General features: G+C 44.3%; 20 protein-coding genes and 1 pseudogene. 10 read left to right on the forward strand and 11 right to left on the reverse strand.

Translation table 11 applies throughout. From position 1 onward, the window contains the following. Positions 1–57 precede the first annotated feature (57 nt). From ettA to AC0IYG_RS03585, 5 genes are all read left to right on the forward strand, one after another. Positions 58–1725 carry an energy-dependent translational throttle protein EttA gene (ettA, locus tag AC0IYG_RS03565; RefSeq protein WP_471709654.1) on the forward strand — a complete coding sequence of 556 codons (1668 nt, stop codon included), beginning with the start codon at positions 58–60 and terminating at the stop codon, positions 1723–1725. 23 nt (positions 1726–1748) lie between these two features. Continuing rightward, positions 1749–3131, forward strand: a complete 1383-nt coding sequence (locus AC0IYG_RS03570) for a UDP-N-acetylmuramate--L-alanine ligase (protein WP_471709655.1) — start codon at positions 1749–1751, stop codon at positions 3129–3131. A gap of 39 nt (positions 3132–3170) precedes the next feature. After that, complete coding sequence (locus AC0IYG_RS03575; protein ID WP_471709656.1) at positions 3171–3767, forward strand: LOG family protein; 597 nt, start codon at positions 3171–3173, stop codon at positions 3765–3767. Between the two features lie 19 nt (positions 3768–3786). Beyond that, positions 3787–5358: an OmpA family protein gene (locus tag AC0IYG_RS03580; protein ID WP_471709657.1), complete on the forward strand. Its 1572-nt coding sequence runs from the start codon at positions 3787–3789 to the stop codon at positions 5356–5358. A 74-nt stretch (positions 5359–5432) separates the two neighbouring features. After that, on the forward strand, positions 5433–6644 hold the full coding sequence (locus tag AC0IYG_RS03585) for a TCR/Tet family MFS transporter (RefSeq protein ID WP_471709658.1): 1212 nt from the start codon (positions 5433–5435) through the stop codon (positions 6642–6644). Between the two features lie 4 nt (positions 6645–6648). On the opposite strand, the gene AC0IYG_RS03590 is transcribed toward AC0IYG_RS03585, so the two are convergent. The 3 genes and pseudogenes from AC0IYG_RS03590 to AC0IYG_RS03600 form a co-directional block, all read right to left on the reverse strand. Next, the gene (locus AC0IYG_RS03590) at positions 6649–7260 is read right to left on the reverse strand and encodes a cytochrome c oxidase subunit 3 (RefSeq protein WP_471709659.1); all 612 of its coding nucleotides are present in this window, start codon (positions 7258–7260) and stop codon (positions 6649–6651) included. A 79-nt stretch (positions 7261–7339) separates the two neighbouring features. Then, the gene (gene ispE, locus AC0IYG_RS03595) at positions 7340–8149 is read right to left on the reverse strand and encodes a 4-(cytidine 5'-diphospho)-2-C-methyl-D-erythritol kinase (RefSeq protein ID WP_471709660.1); all 810 of its coding nucleotides are present in this window, start codon (positions 8147–8149) and stop codon (positions 7340–7342) included. A gap of 9 nt (positions 8150–8158) precedes the next feature. Further along, positions 8159–9623, reverse strand: a pseudogene (locus AC0IYG_RS03600) (M28 family peptidase). Positions 9624–9931: 308 nt separating this feature from the next. On the opposite strand from AC0IYG_RS03600, the gene AC0IYG_RS03605 reads away from it, so the two are divergent. Next, complete coding sequence (locus tag AC0IYG_RS03605; protein WP_471709661.1) at positions 9932–11416, forward strand: xylulokinase; 1485 nt, start codon at positions 9932–9934, stop codon at positions 11414–11416. Positions 11417–11464: 48 nt separating this feature from the next. Here the strand turns inward: AC0IYG_RS03605 and AC0IYG_RS03610 are convergent, their stop codons facing one another. Beyond that, entirely contained in the window at positions 11465–11812 is a 348-nt protein-coding gene (locus AC0IYG_RS03610) for a single-stranded DNA-binding protein (protein WP_471709662.1), read from the reverse strand. A 241-nt stretch (positions 11813–12053) separates the two neighbouring features. Here AC0IYG_RS03610 and AC0IYG_RS03615 point away from each other — a divergent pair, with 241 nt between their 5' ends. After that, on the forward strand, positions 12054–12410 hold the full coding sequence (locus AC0IYG_RS03615) for a DNA gyrase inhibitor YacG (RefSeq protein WP_471709663.1): 357 nt from the start codon (positions 12054–12056) through the stop codon (positions 12408–12410). Between the two features lie 33 nt (positions 12411–12443). Further along, a complete protein-coding gene (locus AC0IYG_RS03620; protein ID WP_471709664.1) occupies positions 12444–13319 on the forward strand; it encodes an aldo/keto reductase in 876 nt (291 codons plus the stop codon). A gap of 17 nt (positions 13320–13336) precedes the next feature. Here AC0IYG_RS03620 and AC0IYG_RS03625 read toward each other — a convergent pair whose 3' ends face one another. Then, positions 13337–14242 carry an SAM hydrolase/SAM-dependent halogenase family protein gene (locus AC0IYG_RS03625; protein ID WP_471709666.1) on the reverse strand — a complete coding sequence of 302 codons (906 nt, stop codon included), beginning with the start codon at positions 14240–14242 and terminating at the stop codon, positions 13337–13339. A gap of 127 nt (positions 14243–14369) precedes the next feature. Between AC0IYG_RS03625 and AC0IYG_RS03630 the strand changes: the two genes are divergently transcribed. After that, positions 14370–15890, forward strand: coding sequence for a GH3 family acyl-acid amido synthetase (locus AC0IYG_RS03630; RefSeq protein WP_471709667.1), 1521 nt, complete (start codon positions 14370–14372; stop codon positions 15888–15890). On the opposite strand, the gene AC0IYG_RS03635 is transcribed toward AC0IYG_RS03630, so the two are convergent. The 4 genes from AC0IYG_RS03635 to AC0IYG_RS03650 are packed head-to-tail and all read right to left on the reverse strand — an operon-like array spanning position 15885 to position 17627. Continuing rightward, the gene (locus tag AC0IYG_RS03635; RefSeq protein WP_471709668.1) at positions 15885–16484 is read right to left on the reverse strand and encodes a hypothetical protein; all 600 of its coding nucleotides are present in this window, start codon (positions 16482–16484) and stop codon (positions 15885–15887) included. The two genes, AC0IYG_RS03630 and AC0IYG_RS03635, sit on opposite strands and share 6 nt — an antisense overlap. 52 nt (positions 16485–16536) lie before the next feature. Then, complete coding sequence (locus AC0IYG_RS03640) at positions 16537–16806, reverse strand: type II toxin-antitoxin system RelE family toxin (protein WP_471709669.1); 270 nt, start codon at positions 16804–16806, stop codon at positions 16537–16539. Continuing rightward, entirely contained in the window at positions 16803–17000 is a 198-nt protein-coding gene (locus tag AC0IYG_RS03645; protein ID WP_471709670.1) for a hypothetical protein, read from the reverse strand. The genes AC0IYG_RS03640 and AC0IYG_RS03645 overlap by 4 nt, the downstream gene beginning before the upstream one ends. 45 nt (positions 17001–17045) lie before the next feature. Then, on the reverse strand, positions 17046–17627 hold the full coding sequence (locus AC0IYG_RS03650) for a hypothetical protein (protein ID WP_471709671.1): 582 nt from the start codon (positions 17625–17627) through the stop codon (positions 17046–17048). 137 nt (positions 17628–17764) lie between these two features. Between AC0IYG_RS03650 and prfA the strand changes: the two genes are divergently transcribed. Then, positions 17765–18838, forward strand: coding sequence for a peptide chain release factor 1 (prfA, locus tag AC0IYG_RS03655; RefSeq protein ID WP_471709672.1), 1074 nt, complete (start codon positions 17765–17767; stop codon positions 18836–18838). 11 nt (positions 18839–18849) lie between these two features. Here prfA and AC0IYG_RS03660 read toward each other — a convergent pair whose 3' ends face one another. Both AC0IYG_RS03660 and AC0IYG_RS03665 read right to left on the reverse strand, forming a co-directional pair. Continuing rightward, entirely contained in the window at positions 18850–19242 is a 393-nt protein-coding gene (locus AC0IYG_RS03660) for a helix-turn-helix domain-containing protein (protein ID WP_471709673.1), read from the reverse strand. Continuing rightward, on the reverse strand, positions 19239–19436 hold the full coding sequence (locus AC0IYG_RS03665) for a type II toxin-antitoxin system HicA family toxin (RefSeq protein ID WP_471709675.1): 198 nt from the start codon (positions 19434–19436) through the stop codon (positions 19239–19241). Before AC0IYG_RS03665 ends, AC0IYG_RS03660 begins: the two co-directional genes overlap by 4 nt. Positions 19437–19440 lie beyond the last annotated feature (4 nt).

Genomic DNA, 19440 nt, shown 5'->3' on the forward strand with positions numbered 1-19440 from the left:
TTATCTGCTAAGTGTAGGGATAATAACGATATTTGTTACGCACAAATTAAACAAAAAATGAGTAACGAAACCATTATTTTCTCAATGTCGGGGGTTAACAAAATCATTCCCCCAAACCGGCATATCATTAAAAACATCTATTTATCCTTTTTTTATGGTGCAAAAATCGGGGTTTTAGGTTTAAACGGATCAGGTAAATCGACGCTTTTGCGCGTTATAGCAGGAATTGATAAGGATATCCAGGGAGACGTGGTTTTTTCTCCCGGTTATTCAGCGGGCATGCTTGAACAAGAGCCGAAACTAGACCCAACGAAGACTGTAAGAGAAGTTGTAGAAGAAGGCGTTCAGGAAATCGTTGACCTTTTAAAGGAATTTGAACAGATCAACGAAGCCTTCGGTGAAGAGGACGCAGACTTTGATAAACTCCTTGAACGTCAGGGAGAAGTGCAGGAAAAACTCGACACGACGGACGCTTGGAATTTGGATAACCGCCTGGAAGTTGCGATGGACGCATTGCGTTGCCCGCCTTCTGATGCGCTGGTTTCGACACTTTCGGGTGGTGAAAAACGCAGGGTTGCACTATGCCGCCTTTTGCTTCGCCAGCCTGATGTTTTGCTTTTGGATGAGCCAACCAACCACTTGGATGCTGAGTCAGTTTTGTGGCTGGAAGAGCATTTGAGACAATATAAAGGAACCGTTATCGCCGTAACCCACGATCGTTACTTCCTTGATAATGTGGCTGGCTGGATCCTGGAACTGGATCGCGGCGAAGGCATTCCGTGGAAAGGAAATTACACTTCCTGGCTTGAACAAAAGCAGGAACGCCTGAAAAAAGAAGAGAAAACAGAGTCAAAACGCCAGAAAACATTGCAGCGCGAGCTGGAATGGGTGCGCATGGGCGCGAAAGGGCGTCAGGCGAAATCCAAAGCGCGTTTGGGTGCTTACGAGCGCTTATTGGGGGAAGAGGGTCGCGAGAAAGAGGAAAAATTGGAGATCTTTATCCCGGCTGGACCTCGTCTTGGAAACAAGGTTATTGAAGCGCATAATGTGTCAATGGGCTTTGGAGACAGGCTTTTATATGAAAACCTGAACTTTGCATTGCCTCCAAACGGCATTGTCGGCATCATCGGACCAAACGGTGCGGGTAAGACCACGCTTTTTAAACTCATAACAGGCCAGCTGAAACCATTGGAAGGACATTTTGACGTGGGTGACACGGTTGAACTGGCTTACGTGGATCAGGAACACGATAATCTGGATCCTGCCAAAACCGTTTACCAAAGCATTGCAGACGGAAATGACTGGATCATGATCGCAGGTAAGCAATCCAATGCAAGGGCTTATGTGAGCCGTTTCAACTTCGGCGGCGGTGACCAGGAAAAGAAAGTGGGTAACCTGTCTGGTGGAGAAAGAAACCGAGTGCATTTGGCTATGACATTGAAGGAAGGCGGAAACTTGCTTTTACTCGATGAGCCTACCAACGATTTGGATATCAACACATTACGAGCGCTAGAAGAAGGTTTAGAGAACTTTGCAGGCTGCGCGGTGATCATTTCCCACGACCGGTGGTTCCTGGATCGCGTTGCAACGCATATTCTTGCTTTTGAAGGTGATTCTCAGGTTTATTGGTTTGAAGGAAACTTCTCTGAATACGAGGAAAACCGTAAAAAGCGCCTGGGCTCGGACGCGACGCCAAAGCGGATCAAATACAAAAAATTGGCTTAGTCAAAAACAGTTAATCATTATCAATGAGTCAGATTTCATCTTTGGATAAAATACATTTCATATCAATTGGTGGAAGCGTCATGCACAATCTTGCCATTGCGCTTCATTTAAAAGGATTTCTCGTAACGGGTTCGGATGACGAAATTTATGAGCCATCGGCAAGCCGCCTCGCAAAATATGACTTGCTTCCGGCAGTAACGGGCTGGTTTCCCGAAAAAATCACAGCTGACCTTTCAGCTGTGATTTTGGGCATGCATGCGCGGCAAGACAATCCTGAGCTGGCCAAAGCAAAGGAACTGGGGATTAAAGTGTATTCTTATCCTGAATATATTTTTGAACAAAGCCAGAATAAACAACGCGTTGTCATTGCAGGAAGTCATGGAAAAACGACCATTACTTCCATGATTTTGCACGTTTTGAATTATAACAAGCGTGTTTTCAACTATCTGGTTGGTGCGCAGATCGAGGGTTTTGATAACATGGTGAAGCTTTCCGAGGAAGCGCCCCTTATTGTGATCGAAGGAGACGAATATTTCACTTCACCTTTGGACCCGACGCCAAAATTCATGCATTACCAGCCGCACATTGCATTGATCAGCGGCATTGCGTGGGATCATTTCAATGTGTTTCCAACCTGGGAATCGTATGTAAAGCAGTTTGAACTACTGGCTGATTCTTTGCCAAAAGCGGGCGGGATTATCTTCGACGAAACCGATGATATGCTGGATGTGATTGGTCAAAAAGAGCGTCCGGATGTTGTGAGCAAGCCTTACCACGCGCATCCCTACAAAATTGAAGACGGCAAAACGATCCTTATCACATCGGAAGGAAAGGAAGTGCCGGTGCTGGTTTTTGGAAATCATAACATGAAGAATATAAGTGGTGCTTATGCCGTTTGCGAACGCCTGGGCATTACAGATGAGCAGTTTTACGAAGCCATTCAAACATTCAAAGGAGCAAGCAAGCGATTAGAATTGCTGGGTAAAAATGAAACCGTAAACATTTACCGTGATTTCGCCCACGCTCCTTCCAAAGTGGAAGCTACAACTGCTGCGCTGAAAGAACAATATCCTGAACGCACATTGGTTGCCTGTGCCGAGCTGCATACATTCAGCAGCTTGAATAAGGCGTTTTTAAGTCAATATCGCAGAAAATTAAAAGCGGCAGACGTTGCAGTGGTTTATTACAATCCATTAACCGTTGAACATAAGCGGCTGGAACCCATCTCCGAAGAAGATATCCGCACAGCTTTTAAGCGGGAAGATTTGAAGGTTTTTACCGATTCAGCGCAAATGGTGCAATTTCTGAAAACACGAACCTGGGAAAATGCGAATCTGCTGCTGATGAGCTCCGGAACTTTCGGTGACACAGATTTGAAAGCACTCGCAGCAAAGTTGCTTGATTAACAGACTAATACATTTACACTATATTTTGAATTTGATTTTATGCAATCAATTGTTGTTTACTGCGGCTCAAATCCCGGCAAAAAGCCGGTTTATGCCGAAACTGCTTACGCATTAGGCGCCGAATTGGCAAAACGAAACATACGACTGATCTACGGCGGCGGAAACATGGGGCTGATGGGTCGTGTGGCAGACGGAGCCATGGAAAACAATGGCAATGTTACAGGCATAATCCCCAACTTCCTCGCAAAGCTGGAAGTGGCGCATAAAACGCTGACCGAGCTGCACTTCACAGAAACCATGCACGAGCGAAAAGCCAAAATGGCTTCCTTAACCGACGGCGTTATTGCACTTCCGGGCGGTTATGGCACTTTTGATGAGTTGTTTGAAATATTGACGTGGTCGCAGTTAAGGATTTTCAACGGACCGGTTGGCTTGCTGAATGTGAACGGATTTTACGATCTCCTGCTTTTGCAATTAGATAAAATGGTTGAAGAAGGCTTTTTACGTCCGGATAATCTGCAACTTTTGGTGGTGGCCGACAATGTAGTAGGCCTTTTGGAAAAAATGGAAGCTTTCCGTCTACAAGCATCAGAAAATAAGCCTCTGGATATGTCGTTATATGTAGACAAGAATTAATTACCCTTCCAAAAAAACGATGCGCATTTTATTACTGGCCATGCTGTTTTCATCCGTTTCCTTCGGCGCGTATGCGCAACTGGAAAATCTTGGAAAGACAGTAAACACTGAATACAATGAAATTAATCCGATTATTGCGCCCGATGGCAAGACCATTTACTTTTCAAGGGTAAGCCATCCGCAAAATACGCACGGCACCAAAGGCAGCCAGGACATCTGGTTTTCTGAGTTGAAAAATGATAATTGGACTCCCGCCCGCCGCCTTCCGCCGCCGCTTAATAAAGAGGACTATAACAGCCTTTACAGCATTACACCCGATGGCAACACATTGCTGATCAAGGGTTCATACAAAAATGGCGTTTATGAAACGCGCGGTTTTTCGACGAGTAAAAAGACAGCCCGAGGCTGGTCTGCGCCTAATAAGCTTGAAATTCCAGGTTATGCGAAGATCAGCAAAGGGCAGTTTGACTGCGGCTATCTTTCAACGGACGGAAAAACGCTCGTTATGTCATTCAGCGAGAAGAAAAACAGCAAGGTCGATGACATTTATGTGAGCTTTAAGGCAAAAGATGGCACCTGGTCCAAGCCAATGAACCTTGGACAGGAAATCAATTCTGAAGAATTCACCGAAACAACGCCTTTTCTGGCTCCTGACGGCGTTACGCTGTATTTTTCAAGCGATCGAAAAGGCGGTCAGGGCAGCAATGACATTTATTATAGCAAGCGGATTGATAAAACCTGGAAACGCTGGAGCCGGCCTGTAAACTTGGGCCCAGCCGTGAATTCTGATGGTTATGACGCTTATTACACCATTTCTGCCTTGGGAGATTATTCTTATATGGTGTCTTTCAAAGGCGCAGAAGGCAAAGGCGATGTGGTGCGTTATAACCTGAAACCCAAGGACGTTCCGGGCGACACGGCCGAGGCGCCGATTGCCAATGTGCCTGTTTCTGATCCAGTGGTGATGATTAGCGGCAAGGTGATTGACTCAAAAACCGGAAAACCGGTGGAAGCGACCATCATTTATGAAAACCTGGCAGATGGCGAAGAAGTAGGAACGGCCACAACCAATCCCACGACTGGAGAATATAAGATCATATTGCCCTATGGACAGAAATACAGCATGCGGGCCGTTGCGCCCAACTTCATTGCCGAAGGTGAAAACGTGGATTTGACGGATTCCACCGCCAACAAGAGCTATAAAGAAATCACAAACAAATCGCTCAAATTGATCCCGATCGAAGAAGGCCAGATTGTGCGGCTTAATAACATTTTCTTCGCAACGGGAAAGTCTGCATTAAGCACGGAATCCTTCCCGGAACTCGACCGTATTGCCATTTCCATGACTGAAAACAAGACGCTGGCAATCGAATTGGGCGGACATACAGACAACACCGGTAGCGCAGAATTCAATATTAAACTCTCGCAGGATCGGGCTGATTCTGTCCGGGAATATCTGATCGGCAAAGGAATTGAGCCGGACCGGGTGGAAAGCAAAGGTTATGGAGAAACGGTTCCTGTTGCTAAAAACGACACGCCGGAAGGTCAGCAGCTCAACCGGCGGGTGGAATTTAAAATATTAAAAAAATAGTCTCATTAACAAAATGAGAACCTGCGCGGGCACCAAAATTTAAAGCGTACTTTTGGATTTCAACGCTCTTTCTCATGACCGCCAAACGTTCTCCTGCACTTGGTTTTATATTCGTAACCTTACTTATTGATGTAATCGGACTCGGCATTATCATTCCCGTGATGCCAAAACTGATCAGCGAACTCACAGGCGACAGCATTAGTGACGCTTCGCGGGACGGCGGATGGCTTTTGTTCGCATATGCATCGATGCAATTCCTCTGCGCACCCATCATAGGCGGCATAAGCGACCGGTTCGGCCGGCGACCCGTGTTATTGGCTTCACTTTTCGGCTTCGGCATTGATTATATCTTTCTTGCATTTGCGCCAACATTGGGCTGGTTGTATGTAGGGCGCATTATTGCGGGGATTATGGGTGCCAGCTTTACGACCGGAGCGGCATACATTGCCGACATCAGCACACCGGAAAAACGCGCTCAGAATTTTGGCTTGCTAGGCGCTGCATTTGGTCTCGGATTCATTATCGGACCAGTTTTGGGCGGATTATTGGGTCAATATGGTGCCAGGGTTCCGTTTATGGCTGCGGCTGCATTTTCCCTGATCAATTGCTTGTACGGCTATTTCATTCTGCCTGAATCGCTTGCTCCCGAAAACCGCAGACCGTTTGAATGGTCCAGGGCGAATCCGATCGGATCTTTAAAAAACCTGAAACGTTATCCCATCATTTATGGCCTGATCATTTCATTAGGTTTGCTTTATGTCGCTTTGCATGCCGTACAAAGCAACTGGTCGTTTTATGTAATTGAAAAATTCAATTGGGACGAAGCGCATATTGGTTATTCTTTGGGCGCAGTGGGCGTTTTGAGTGCATTTGTCCAAGGCTATTTGATCAGGCTTATTTTGCCCAAATTAGGCCAGAAACGAAGTGTTTATGTTGGCTTGTTAATGTATGCGGTGGGGTTTGTATTGTATGCACTGGCTACGGAAGGATGGATGATGTATGCCTTTATGGTCCCGTATATATTGGGGAGCATTGCTGGCCCGGCATTGCAGGGAATCATTTCAACACAGGTTTTGCCCAATGAGCAAGGAGAAATTCAGGGCGCTTTAACAAGCTTGCAAAGCCTCACTTCGATTATAGGGCCACCTTTGATGACCAATCTATTTTCGGTTTTTACGCAACCTTCGGCGAAAATCTATTTGCCCGGAGCGCCCATGATCATGGCGGCAATTCTGACGATCATCAGCACATTTCTGGCAAGAAGAAGCCTTAAACGCAACTTCTGAGTGATTAGTAAAGAATGATCAGGAATAGGAAAACAACCAGCCAAAGTGCGCCGGTGAAGTGCCAGTATCTTGTTAGTAATGTTATCCGAAGCTTGTTAGGCGCATTGACACTGTAGACGAATGAGTCAATGTAAGATCTGTTTTTAATCGCTTTCTGGAAAAGTATGGCCAGATAAATTACACCTCCCACAATGTGAATAAGGTGAAGGCCTGTTAGCAAATACACCAACCCGCCGGAAGTCTTTACACCTTTAAACAAGCCTGCATTGTGCATTTCAGCCCAGCCGCCTATTTGCAATAGAATAAATGTTACGCCTAAAAGCAGCGTTGCGCCTAAGAAAACGCGATAATGTAAAAACCGCTCACTGTTAAAAGCAAGATTGGCTTCATGCAATGTTATACTGCTGAAAAGGATCACCAATGTGCTCAGCCAGAACATGTCCGGGAGCACGATCATATGCCCGGTTTCGCGGTGCATGCGTGTGAGGAAAATGATAAAGATCGAAGTAAAGAGCAACGAACTGCCAATCACACCCAGCCACAGCATGAAACCTAAGGGTTCGCGCCGCTTGGTGAAAGGATTTTCCTTCGATTTGGTTGTTTGTTTAGGACTCATTACCGTTTCTTTTCCAAAAGCTTAAAGCAAGAAGTGAATATAGCGACAATTTGCAGGCGCTCAGTCACCTAAAAATAATTTACTGTAAAAGACCCTGCCAAACATTAAAACGTGAGAAGGGCTTTTTCAGATCCGTTTCCTTGTTAAAGATCCCAAATAATGTTGATCCTGAACCGCTCATCGCAGCGTACAATGCACCTTGTTGATAAAGCTCCGTTTTGATCTCTTCTAAAAGAGGATATTTTACAAAAAGCGTTGCTTCAAAATCGTTTTTTACGCCATTCTTCCAATTTTCAACTGGCTGTTTTAGAAGATTACGCAAATCTTCCTCACTTCGTTTCGGCACGACGCCAGCATATGCTTCAACCGTGGAAATATGTAAGCCCGGATTCACGAGCACAATCCACTTTCCTTTCAGGCTCAGATCAATAGGTTCAAACACATCGCCTTTTTCATAACAGAACGCAGGCTCGTTGCGAATGAAAAAAGCACAATCACTTCCTAATCTACGTGCGTAATCCAGCTGTTTTTCAAAAGAAATTTTCAGGTCAAACTGCTGGTTCAATGCTTTGATCGCAAAAGCCGCATCTGCTGATCCGCCGCCAAGTCCCGCGCCAATGGGAATTGCTTTCAGCAAATGCATTTTGACCGGTGGCAAATCGTAATCTGCCGAAAGCATACGATATGCTTTTGTACACAGGTTGTCAGCATTATTTCCCGGGATTACAATGCCGTCAGACTCGAAGGAGAACACACTATCCAATGTAATTTCAAGCGCGTCCGACCAGCCAACGGGGTAAAAGCAAGATTCTATATTGTGAAAACCATCGGGCCGCTTTTCAGTAACGTTGAGGCCAATGTTTATTTTTGCGTTTGGAAATACGATCATTTTAAAAGCTTATTGTTCCCACCGCCATTCCTGACCAATCACCAACTCTTCTTTCAGTCCCTGTGAAATGAGGAAGTCGCGGGTTTTGGCATCAGAAAGCTTAGACACGGCAATTTTATCGGCATTAGCAAGCGCATACAAATACATGGACGCGATCCGCACGGTATTTTGAAACTGGTCTTTATTCACCAGACTGAAATCGTCACAATCTGCATGGTAACATTGCAACACATTCGGATCCAAATGGCCTGACAAACCGGCAATAGGAACGCCTTCCAGCATAAATGGCTGGTGATCGCTATGCAAGCCCGCGCGGTTGGTCGACTCATTTTTAAAATTTGGGTCAACACTGTGAATCGCACTTCCCACACCTGCGAAAAATTCGCTCATTTCTTCTCTGCCAAAGGCATTAACGCCTTTCGGATCATTGGTCATATCAAGGTTCATCATGTAACTGATCTTGTTAATGTTACCTGATTTTTTCATTTCGCTGACAAAATGCTTTGAACCTAACAAACCTTGCTCTTCGCCCATGAAAAGCACAAACTGAATTGTACGTTCAGGTTTCACTTTCAATGCTTTAAATGCTCTTGCAACATCCATCACAGCGAAAGACCCGATTCCATTATCAATAGCGCCAGTTGCAAGATCCCAAGAGTCCAAATGCCCCCCTATGATTACAGTTTCGTCTGTTTTTCCTTTCAATGTTGCAATCACATTTCTTGCTTTAATGGGCTTGGAAATGTTGTGCATATCAATGTGCGCTTCAAGCGGGCCTTCTTCTTTAAGCCATTTACGAAGTTCCAAACCGCTGTCATTGGAAATGCAAAACGGCCGGGATAGCAATAATTGCGCCTGTAACAGAAGCGGTTCCGGTCAGCAAAATTTTTCCCGGAGCACCATTAACCATGATCACGCCAGTTGCGCCGTACTTGATTGCCAATGCTGTCTTTTCTGATCGGTGAAGATTTTTCTTACCAGGAGCGCCTACCAGATTAATGTTGGCTAAGGCTATTTTACCCTTCACTTTCTCCTTAATCATCTCGAAATCCTCTTCCAGCCCATTTCCTACATCCACGATTTCACCTTGCAGGTTGGATTCAACGGGAGAATGTGCAAGCGAAACAACCGGAACTTCCCTGAAATTGTCGCTGCTGCCCGGCGCTATGGATAATGTTACCGTGTCGCGCATCCAGGCTTCAACTTCGAAGGGTTGGAAAGCAACGTCCGTAAATCCGTAACTTTTGAGGAGTTGAAACGCATATTCTTCGGCTTTTTCACCATTAACACTTCCTGTTAATCGGTGTCCGATGCTTTTTGTTGCGTCACCAAGCGTTTGATAAGCTTTGCCGTTTTTTCTAATTTCATTATCAAGCCGGGAGAAGGGTTTTTCCCATTTTTTGTCAATAGGGTGGAATCCGGCGAACAATACAATAAAGCCACCAATCAAAACAACTTGTACAATTTTTTTCATAATACCCCTTAAAGGATGCTGCGTTTTCTTAAAATTACACCTCGAACCGGATGATCGACATGAGGTTGCGCATGCTTAACACACATTCAACAACAAATAGATTCCCAACTTCAATATCTTCCTTAAAATAGTGAATTTTCCGGTACTAAATTTCTTTTTTATTTCTCAACTTAAAAGTAATTCGACAGAAATATATTTTAAGTGTAACATTTACACTTAAAATGTTGTTTTTCCTTTTTTAAGCAGCAATTTTGTACTTTTCCTTCCAGTATCTGATATTACCGTAATCTTAATCACATATAATAACAATGTATTTCCTTGGATTTGATTTAGGCAGTTCGTCCGTTAAAGCATGTTTGATCCACGCAGATTCCGGCGCAGTCGCTGCCTCTGCATTTTATCCTGAGCGGGAAATGACCATTGCAGCGCCCAAGCCGGGCTATGCGGAGCAGCAACCAGAACTTTGGTGGCAAAATGCATGTCTGGCTTCTAAGGCCGTGATTCAAAAAGCTGGCATTTCTCCCGAAGATGTGGGTGCAATCGGGATTTCTTATCAAATGCATGGTTTGGTTGTGGTTGATAAAGATTTGAATGTGTTGCGACCTTCGATTATCTGGTGCGACAGCCGGGCAGTGGAAGTTGGCAACAAGGCAATGGAGGCAATCGGCGAAGAATATGTCCTTCCGCATTTGCTTAATTCTCCGGGCAATTTCACTGCTTCAAAATTGGGTTGGGTTAAAGAAAATGAGCCCGATGTATACGCAAAAGTCCATAAGTTTATGCTTCCCGGCGATTACCTGGCTGCCCGCATGACTGGCGAAGTGGTTACAACGCCTTCCGGATTGTCAGAAGGAATTTTCTGGGATTTTGTAAATGAACGCCCAGCGGATTTCCTTTTTGATTATTTCGGATTTAGCCCTGACATTTTGCCGGAGGTATTGCCTACATTCTCTGAGCAAGGCAAAGTTACCGCTTTGGCAGCAGAGGCACTCGGCCTGCGGGCTGGCATTCCGGTAACATATCGAGCTGGTGATCAGCCTAATAATGCATTTTCGCTTAATGTGCTAGAACCCGGAGAAGTGGCAGCAACAGCCGGAACTTCGGGCGTCGTTTACGGCGTAAGCGATCAGGTTAAATTCGATGCAAAATCACGTGTTAACACCTTTCTGCACGTTAATCCCATTTCCAAGGCTTCACGTTATGGAGTTTTGCTGTGCGTAAATGGCACAGGCAGCCTAAACGGGTGGCTCAGAAACTCATTATTCCAGGGCAATGTTTCTTATCCGGAAATGAACCAGCTGGCGTCACAAGCACCTGTTGGAGCCGACGGCTTATATTGTCTTCCTTTTGGCAACGGCGCTGAGCGTATGCTTGAAAACCAGGATCCGGGAAGCACATTCAAAGGCTTACAATTCAGCCGCCACGGCCTGAACCATTACACCCGCGCTGCACAGGAAGGCATTGTGTTTGCATTGTATTACGGAATGGAAATCATGGAAACCGTTGGTGTTTCGTTGAAAAATATCCGCGCAGGCGAAGCAAACATGTTCCTAAGCCCTGTCTTCCGTGAAACCTTTGCCAATGTATCTGGCGCAACCGTCGAGTTATACAATACAGACGGTGCACAAGGCGCTGCCCGCGCAGCAGGCTTCGGTCTTGGTTATTACAAAAACAGGTCAGAAGCATTTGTCGGACTATCTGCATTGCGCACCATTGAACCGGATGCAGCTTTGATTGAAACAACCAAAGAGGCATACGGCAACTGGAAAGATGCGTTAGAAAAAAGCTTATAAAAGTGTTTTCGGTCTTAATAGTCAGGTAATTATTAAGACCGAAACTTTTTATGCACGTTCAGAAATGATCGCCCCATTCTTGGCAACTTCATCGACTTTAAATGCCTGGATTTCCGCAACCCTTACATTCTGACTTTCCTTGTTGACATACTGGCGGTAACTCAGCTTTCCTTCCACCTGCACGAGCTTGCCTTTGTCCAATAGCGCTTCGCAACGCTCGCCCAATGCTCCCCACGCAATGATGGAATGCCAGTCCGTGGATTTGATCTCTTCCTTATTTCTATTCGTGTAAGTTTCGTTGGTTGCCAGCGAAAATGTAACTGCTCTCCCACCCTCGAACTCTCTTACAACCACCTCACGTCCAACGTGTCCAATCAATTTTACTGAATTCATCATTTGCTTTTTTATAGTGAATGTTCATTTAATGTCGATTGCCCTCAACCGACGATACAAATGTGAATGATTGCCGATTAACGAGTCGGTTATTAACTATTTACAGTCAGGTAAAAACGTTTGCAGCCGTTTGCAAATGGAAAATAAGTTGTTAATGCTAAGAATTGGAATTTTGCTATATTGCAAGCCGAGATTACGTATACACACTCATCTGCTCCTACTGGCGTAGATTAAACTTTGAACAATGAAAAATTGCCTGGAATGCGGGAAACCACTGATGGGACGGGTAGACAAGAAATTCTGCTCGGATATGTGCCGGAACAGCTACAATAACCGGTTAAATTCAGATTCTTATAATTTGATCAGGAACATGAACAACCAGCTTCGGAAAAACCGCCGGATCCTGGAAGAATTATGTCCGGAAGAAAAATCGAAGACAACAAAAAGCACGCTGATTGGCAAGGGCTTTGATTTTAGTCTCATTACCAGCCGCCGTCCCACGCAAAAGGGAAGCATTTATCATTTTGTTTATGATTATGGCTATCTGGAACTGGAAAACGATTTTTATCTGATCGTAAAAGATAAACGTCTGGATAAATAGATATTTTTGCACCAGCATTCAAAAATCCACCCAATGAAAAAAGTTAGTCTAAGTGATTCTGGCCCCAAAGTATCCGAAGCGATTTATGGTTTCTGGAGATGGACGGATGAAGGTTCTCAAACCACATCTCAAATTGAAAAAACCGTCAATCTTTGCCTGGAACTGGGCATTAACACCTTCGACCACGCGGATGTTTATGGTAACACGGCCATTGAAGAGCATTTTGGTAAAGTAATCCAGACCAAATCTTTCAAAAGGGAGGACATTGTTTTATTCAGCAAATGCGGCATCAGGAAGTCAACTAATAAGTCGCTGACTTACTATGACACGTCCAGAGATCATATTGTAAACAGCATTAACGGCTCTTTAAAAAGGCTTAAAACAGATTATCTGGACATTTTTCTGCTGCACCAAAGCGACTTCCTTTCTGATCCCGAGGAAACGGCGACTGCGCTTGCGGAGATTGTTAAATCAGGAAAAACCAAGCATATCGGCGTTGCAAACTTTACTGTATTTCAGCATCAGTTGCTGGCTTCTTACCTGCGGATTCCGATTGTAACCAATCACATTGAGCTGAATTTGATGAACACGACGGCGATTGAAGATGGTCGGATCGATTTTATCAAACAAAGTTTCAGCAAACCATTGGCGTGGGCACCGCTTGCAGGTGGCAAAATATTAAATGGAACTGATGAAAAAGCCGTTCGTTTGAGAGCGAAGCTGGAAGAGGTCAGCAAGAAATATGATGCGAACATTGAGCAGACTGCTGTGGCCTGGCTGATGAAACTGGGCACATTGCCTATTATCGGATCACTTTCTGAAACCAGGATCAGGAACGGCGCCAGCGCATCGGATATTAAATTAAATCATGAAGACTGGTACGAAATCTACCAGGTTGTAAGCCAATAATTATCGCGAGTATCGTCCTATTTTGTCAGGACGATACTCCACTCATTTCCGCTTTGCACCTTATATTTCTCAGCAAAGCTTCCCATATTAATGCCGAGCGAAAAGTTGAGCAGACTGTTGAAATAACCAACGTCTTCGCCTTCTTTCACATCTCCAAAAGTGTTTACATAACGCACTTTTCCTTCGTATACTTTCTGTTTTTGATTAAAAACCTGCACCTGGACATCGTCTCCGGTCTTTACATTTAGTTTGTTAAAAACCTCTTTTCCAATGTTTGTCCAAACATTGCCATATTGAATGTCTAGGATCGGAATTCCGCCCTTAACATGACCATTTTCAAATGATGATTTCTGATAAGGAATTGAAACAATTGCTTCGGGAAGCTTTTTCCCAACTTGCTCAAATGCAATGACCTTAGCCGCCAAACGCGCTGCGGTAAATGCATAAACGTCACGGCCGTGGAAAGTGTAAGATTCATTTGAATTTTTGCGCCGGTTAACAGCCTCATCAATCTCCCGCACTTCCTGAATTCCGAGCTGCTCTGCCACGAGTGTAAGCGTTCCGTTATCCGGTGTCACGAAATAATGTCCTGACTTTGATTTCATAACCACCGATTTTCGATCAGTGCCAACTCCCGGATCTACGACCGAAACGAAAACCGTTCCTGCTGGCCAGTAAGGGGCTGTTTGCACTAACCGATAAGCTGCTTCCCAAATGTTATAAGCCGGGATTTCGTGCGTGACATCGTATAATTTCAAGTTAGGAGAAACGCCGGAAGCGACGCCTTTCATCGCTGAAACGGCTCCGTCTTTCAAACCGAAATCGGACTGAAAAACCAGAATGTTGTTTTGTGCAAATGCGCTGATATGCAGTTTGAAAACCAGCAACAATGCAATCACTAGTTTGGATAAAAAACGATTCATCTTGAATTTATTTAAAGGCATAGAAGTCATCGCGGAAGATATGAAAAATACAAATTTACTGGGTGGCATGGGTTTTTAAAATGCAGCTGAAAGAACATTCATTACATCCACAAAGCACAAACAACGAATGGCAGTTATTGGAGAACTTATCAAAAAGGCAATTGATTTTACAGGGCTGATTACTTCTGATCCTGATCCTGTTGAAGCACAAAAAGAAGTTTTACAAAAACTGCTGGAAACGGCAAAACTCACCGCGTTCGGAAAGGCTTACGGCTTTTCGGAAATGTTGAAAAACGAAGATATCATCTCCGCATTTCAGGAGAAAGTTCCGGTTCATGATTATGACAAAATGTTTGCAGAATGGTGGCATTATTTATTGGAAGGCCACCAGAATGTTACCTGGCCGGGCGGACAGCAATATTTCGCATTAAGCAGCGGGACCACAAGCAACAGCAAATACATTCCGGTTACCGAAGATATGCTCACTGCAATCCGTAAGGCGGGAATTTCGGAAATAACGAACATTAATGCGTTCAATCTGCCGGGTGATTTTTTTACCAAACAAATTTTAATGCTCGGCAGCAGCACTTCTTTGATTCAAAAAGACGATCATCAGGAAGGTGAGATCAGCGGGATCAGCGCGAGCAATTTGCCAACATGGTTCGGTGGATTTTACAAGCCCGGAAAAGAAATTGCAGACATCGCGGACTGGGATCAGCGCGTCAGGAAAATAGCCGAAGAAGCCCCAAAATGGGACATTGGATGCATTTCAGGAATTCCTTCGTGGGTTGAATTAATGTTGAAAGAAATTATAAGCTATAACAAGCTGAACAACATTCATGACATCTGGCCCAATCTGATGGTTTACACAACCGGCGGCGTCGCTTTCGAACCTTACAAAAAAAGTCTCGAACAATTACTGGCTCACCCGCTCATTTACATTGACACTTACCTTGCTTCGGAAGGCTTTATAGCGATTCAAAAACGCCCGGATACGACTTCAATGGCCCTTTTTCCGGATAATGGCATTTTTTACGAATTTGTGCCTTTTGACGGTGATCATGTGGATGAAAATGGCTTGGTAAAAGCCGGAGCGAAAGTCCTTTCCCTTGCCAATGCTGAGGAAGATGTCGAGTATGTGCTGCTGATTTCCACCGTTTCCGGCGCGTGGCGTTACATGATCGGCGACACGGTAAAAATTACTGATAAAGCAAGAGCCGAGATCAAGATCACAGGTCGGACAAAGCATTTTCTGAATGTTGTCGGTTCACAACTTTCTGTCAATCAGATGAATGATGCATTGCGTGTGATTGAGCATGAATATGATGTGGTGATCAAAGAATTCATCGTCGCAGCCGTTCACCGGGGAGAGGAATATATCCATAAGTGGTTTTTGAGCTGTGACAAATTTCCGGACAACGCAAAAGTTGCCGAGTCCCTTGATAAGACGCTTCGCGAAAACAACAAGAACTACAATGTGGCAAGAGGACGGGCGCTTAAAGGCGTTGAAACCGTGCTGATCCCGGAGGAAATATTTTATAAATGGAGCGAAGAAACCAAGAAACTGGGCGGACAAGTGAAAATTCCAAGAGTGATGAAGGAAGAAGATTTCCTGGAATTCGCAGCTTTTGTTGACAAGAGCTTATAGGTTTTGCTGCTGCGCAGCTTCCAATTTCCGGACTTGTTCCATAATATCGTCAGGCGAAAGATAGAGCCTGGCGATTTTGTTTTTATACTTCTCAGAAAGGCTCGCGTGATTAAGGATAAAGTGCTTTGTTTTAACAATATAGCTTCCTAATCCGTGGTTCACAGCAAATGTGTCCGCCACGCGTTCGGCTTGCTTAATGTAGGTTGAAGAAAGCAAGTAACCGATTCCAAACCGCATCATACCCGTCACGCTCCGGTTTTCATAATCCATAATATGCCCCAGCTCGTGCCCTATCCACCCGACCATAATGTCGGCCGGAATCTGGTGAATTGGAATCGCTGTTGTGGTTAGCTTGAAAAGTGCACTAATGTTGATATTATAGCCCCTGTTTGTCCCGAACATTGTGCTTATTTTGGGCTGGGCCTGCATCACGGAGCGCTTGATATTTCGCTTAAAAACAAAGTCAATCTGCGTCTCTTTCAACTCCGGATAAAACGACAAAGCCTTCAAAACCTCATTCTCAATCACTTTCGGAATCGTCTTATTAGTCTTAAAAGCACTGAGGTCACTATCCGGGTTTTTTGAAGCTTGCATTGCACGTTTAACATTTAATTAATTCTCATTCCTAAAAAGATCATTCCGTTCTTTAAGGAAACTCATCATATATGCTTTGCCTATGCGAGATAATAATGAATCGAACGGTGTCTTTTTCTTCAACTTCGAAGCCAACGCGATAATCGCCAAGTCGTATCCGATAGTAATTGTCAAACCCTTGCATCTTTTTCAGATTAGGAATCTCACGAACCGTTTGCGCTTGTTCGACTTTAATAATGACCTCTTCAAGTTTTTTCTTCGTAACCGTATCTTTTAATTTTCGGATGCTTTTAATAAAAAACTTGTCAAAAACGACCCTCATTTGTCACGAAGTTCTTTCATAACAGCATCGCGGCTTACTGATTTACCCGTCTTTGCCTTCTTCATCATTTGACCGAAAGCAAAATCTTCCATTTGGGCCTCAGAAAAAATAGTGGCCTTTTCACCCATTCTTTCTGCCAGATTCTTCAACATTTTAATCGTTTTAGAATCGCTTTGAATTACAATCGTTTCCATAAAACCTTTTTAGTTATGCTAAAAATAAGTGTTTAAACGAAGATATCAATCCTTCAACTGCTTCGCGTCCAGCTTTCTGATAATGTCCTTTTTATTGAATAAAAGTCTCCAAACTGCGAATGAGGTTTCGGCGTTGGGCATGCATGATTTGCAAATAAGGCTTTCGGAAGGGACGGGGGCGTTGTACACGAGCAATGTATCGCTTAATTGCTGGAGATTGTCACTCGCTGCGGCTTTGTTTTTGGCACTGTATAAATACGCATCCAACACTTCGCGCTCCTTCGCGGCAAGCTGCTGATTTTTGAGATCGTCGATGCCCAGCAATTCAACTTTTACGCCGTATTCCTTTTGCAGCGCTGCGATTACCGGAATTTCTCCCAGATTTTTACACACTTCACCTGCCTTTTCAGGATGCTTTTCCAATTCACTGGTTAAAGACTTTTCAGCAATCTGCGCGATCTTTTTTCCCCATGCATCAGCCGAATAAATCAGCTGCGTATGAGTTACCCGCTTGATCTGCGACGCTTTTATTTCATTGGACAAAGCCTTCGTATTTTCAACGCGGTTACCCATATCACACCCGGCCATTATCAGGGTCAGCACCACGCAACACAACATTCGTTTCATTTCCATTCAGTTTATATCAATTCAACAGATTTCAAAGGTTTGTAATTCACAAAGGCACTCTTATCTCAAAACCTTCATTTATCTAAAATGCGTATCTTTGTGCCCCGAATACGTGGTGCCAAAGATATTCAATAAAGATGATCGATAAATTAGAAGCTATAAAAGAACGTTTCGAAGAAGTTTCGCAACAAATTATACAACCGGAAATCGTTTCGGACTCTGGCCGCTATTCCAAAATAAGTAAGGAATACAAAGATCTGGGACGGATTGTGGAACAATATGGCATTTTATTGAAGCTGCAAAAAGACATTGCCGGAACCAAGGAACTGATCGCGACTGAAAAGGACGAGGAACTGCGCGAAATGGCAAAAGAGGAGCTGGACGATCTGACTCCCAAACTGGAAAAGCTTGAACAGGAAATCAAAGAACTGCTTATTCCAAAAGATCCAAATGACAGCCGCAACATTATCCTTGAAGTAAGAGGCGGAACCGGCGGAGATGAAGCTGCGATTTTTGCGGGCGATTTGTTCCGGATGTATCAGCGCTTTTTTGAAAAAATGGGCTGGCGTTCATCGATTATGGACTTTACGGAAGGGACAAACGGCGGTTACAAAGAGATTATCTGCAAAGTTGAAGGCGAGGATGTTTACGGAAAAATGAAATTCGAATCGGGTGTGCACCGCGTCCAGCGCGTTCCACAGACCGAATCGCAAGGACGGATTCACACCTCGGCTGCATCTGTGGCGGTTTTGCCAGAAGCAGAAGAGGTTGATGTTCAGATTAATATGAATGATGTCCGGGTTGACACATTCCAGTCATCCGGTGCAGGTGGACAGTCGGTTAACACGACTTATTCTGCTGTTCGATTGACACACATTCCTTCGGGACTGGTTGTAAGTTGCCAGGATGAGCGTTCACAGCTAAAAAATAAGGACCGCGCATTGAGCGTTTTGCGTTCGAGATTGTATGAAATTAAGCTGAAAGAGCACAATGATGCCATCAGTTCTCAAAGAAAATCAATGGTAGGAAGCGGTGACCGCTCCGATAAGATCCGCACTTACAATTATCCGCAAAGCCGCATCACAGATCACCGCATTGGCTACACAGTCTATAACCTTCCCGCAGTAATGGAAGGCGACATTGGCGAATTCATCGAAAGATTGCGCATCGCCGAAAACGCAGAAAGAATGCAGGAAGGGGAAACGGTTTAAATCCTTTCGAATTAAATTAGAAACTGTATCGAGGCTAACTCTTTGCCAACTTGCTGCACGCCCGAAAGAATTCGCTTCGTTTGGGTGGCAGAAGGTTTTCTGGTGCCGCTAATGTATTGTGCAAGCAAACTTTGGTTCATCCCAATGCGCTCACTCAATGCCTTTACATTAAGCACTTTATAAAACGCGAAAAAACTTTGCAAGTCCGGTTTCAAATCGATTTCTTGGATTGAGTAAGTCAGATTTTCCTTTTGAAAGGCGAGGTTGACGGCTTCTACAATATTTTTTTTCAGCTCCTCAAAATCATCGCCTTGCGTGCCGATAAATTTCTTTCTGAAAGAAGTAAATGCGCTATAGCCAACATCCTCCTTCACGATCTCCATTGTAATCAAAGGCTTTTTCATCGCTTGTTCGTTTTTATTTCGGCTTTCTTCAATAATGCATTCAGCAAACCCTTTTTCACTTCCTTACTGCCATGAAAAGGCACTATTAACTGTCCTCCCTTCTCAGGATGTCCCACGATTTTATGGCTTCCACTTTGTCTTATTTCAAACCAGCCGTCTTTTACAAACAGCCTGAACAACTCAGTTGACTTCATGCAA

The organism is Dyadobacter sp. AC419, from assembly GCF_979253085.1.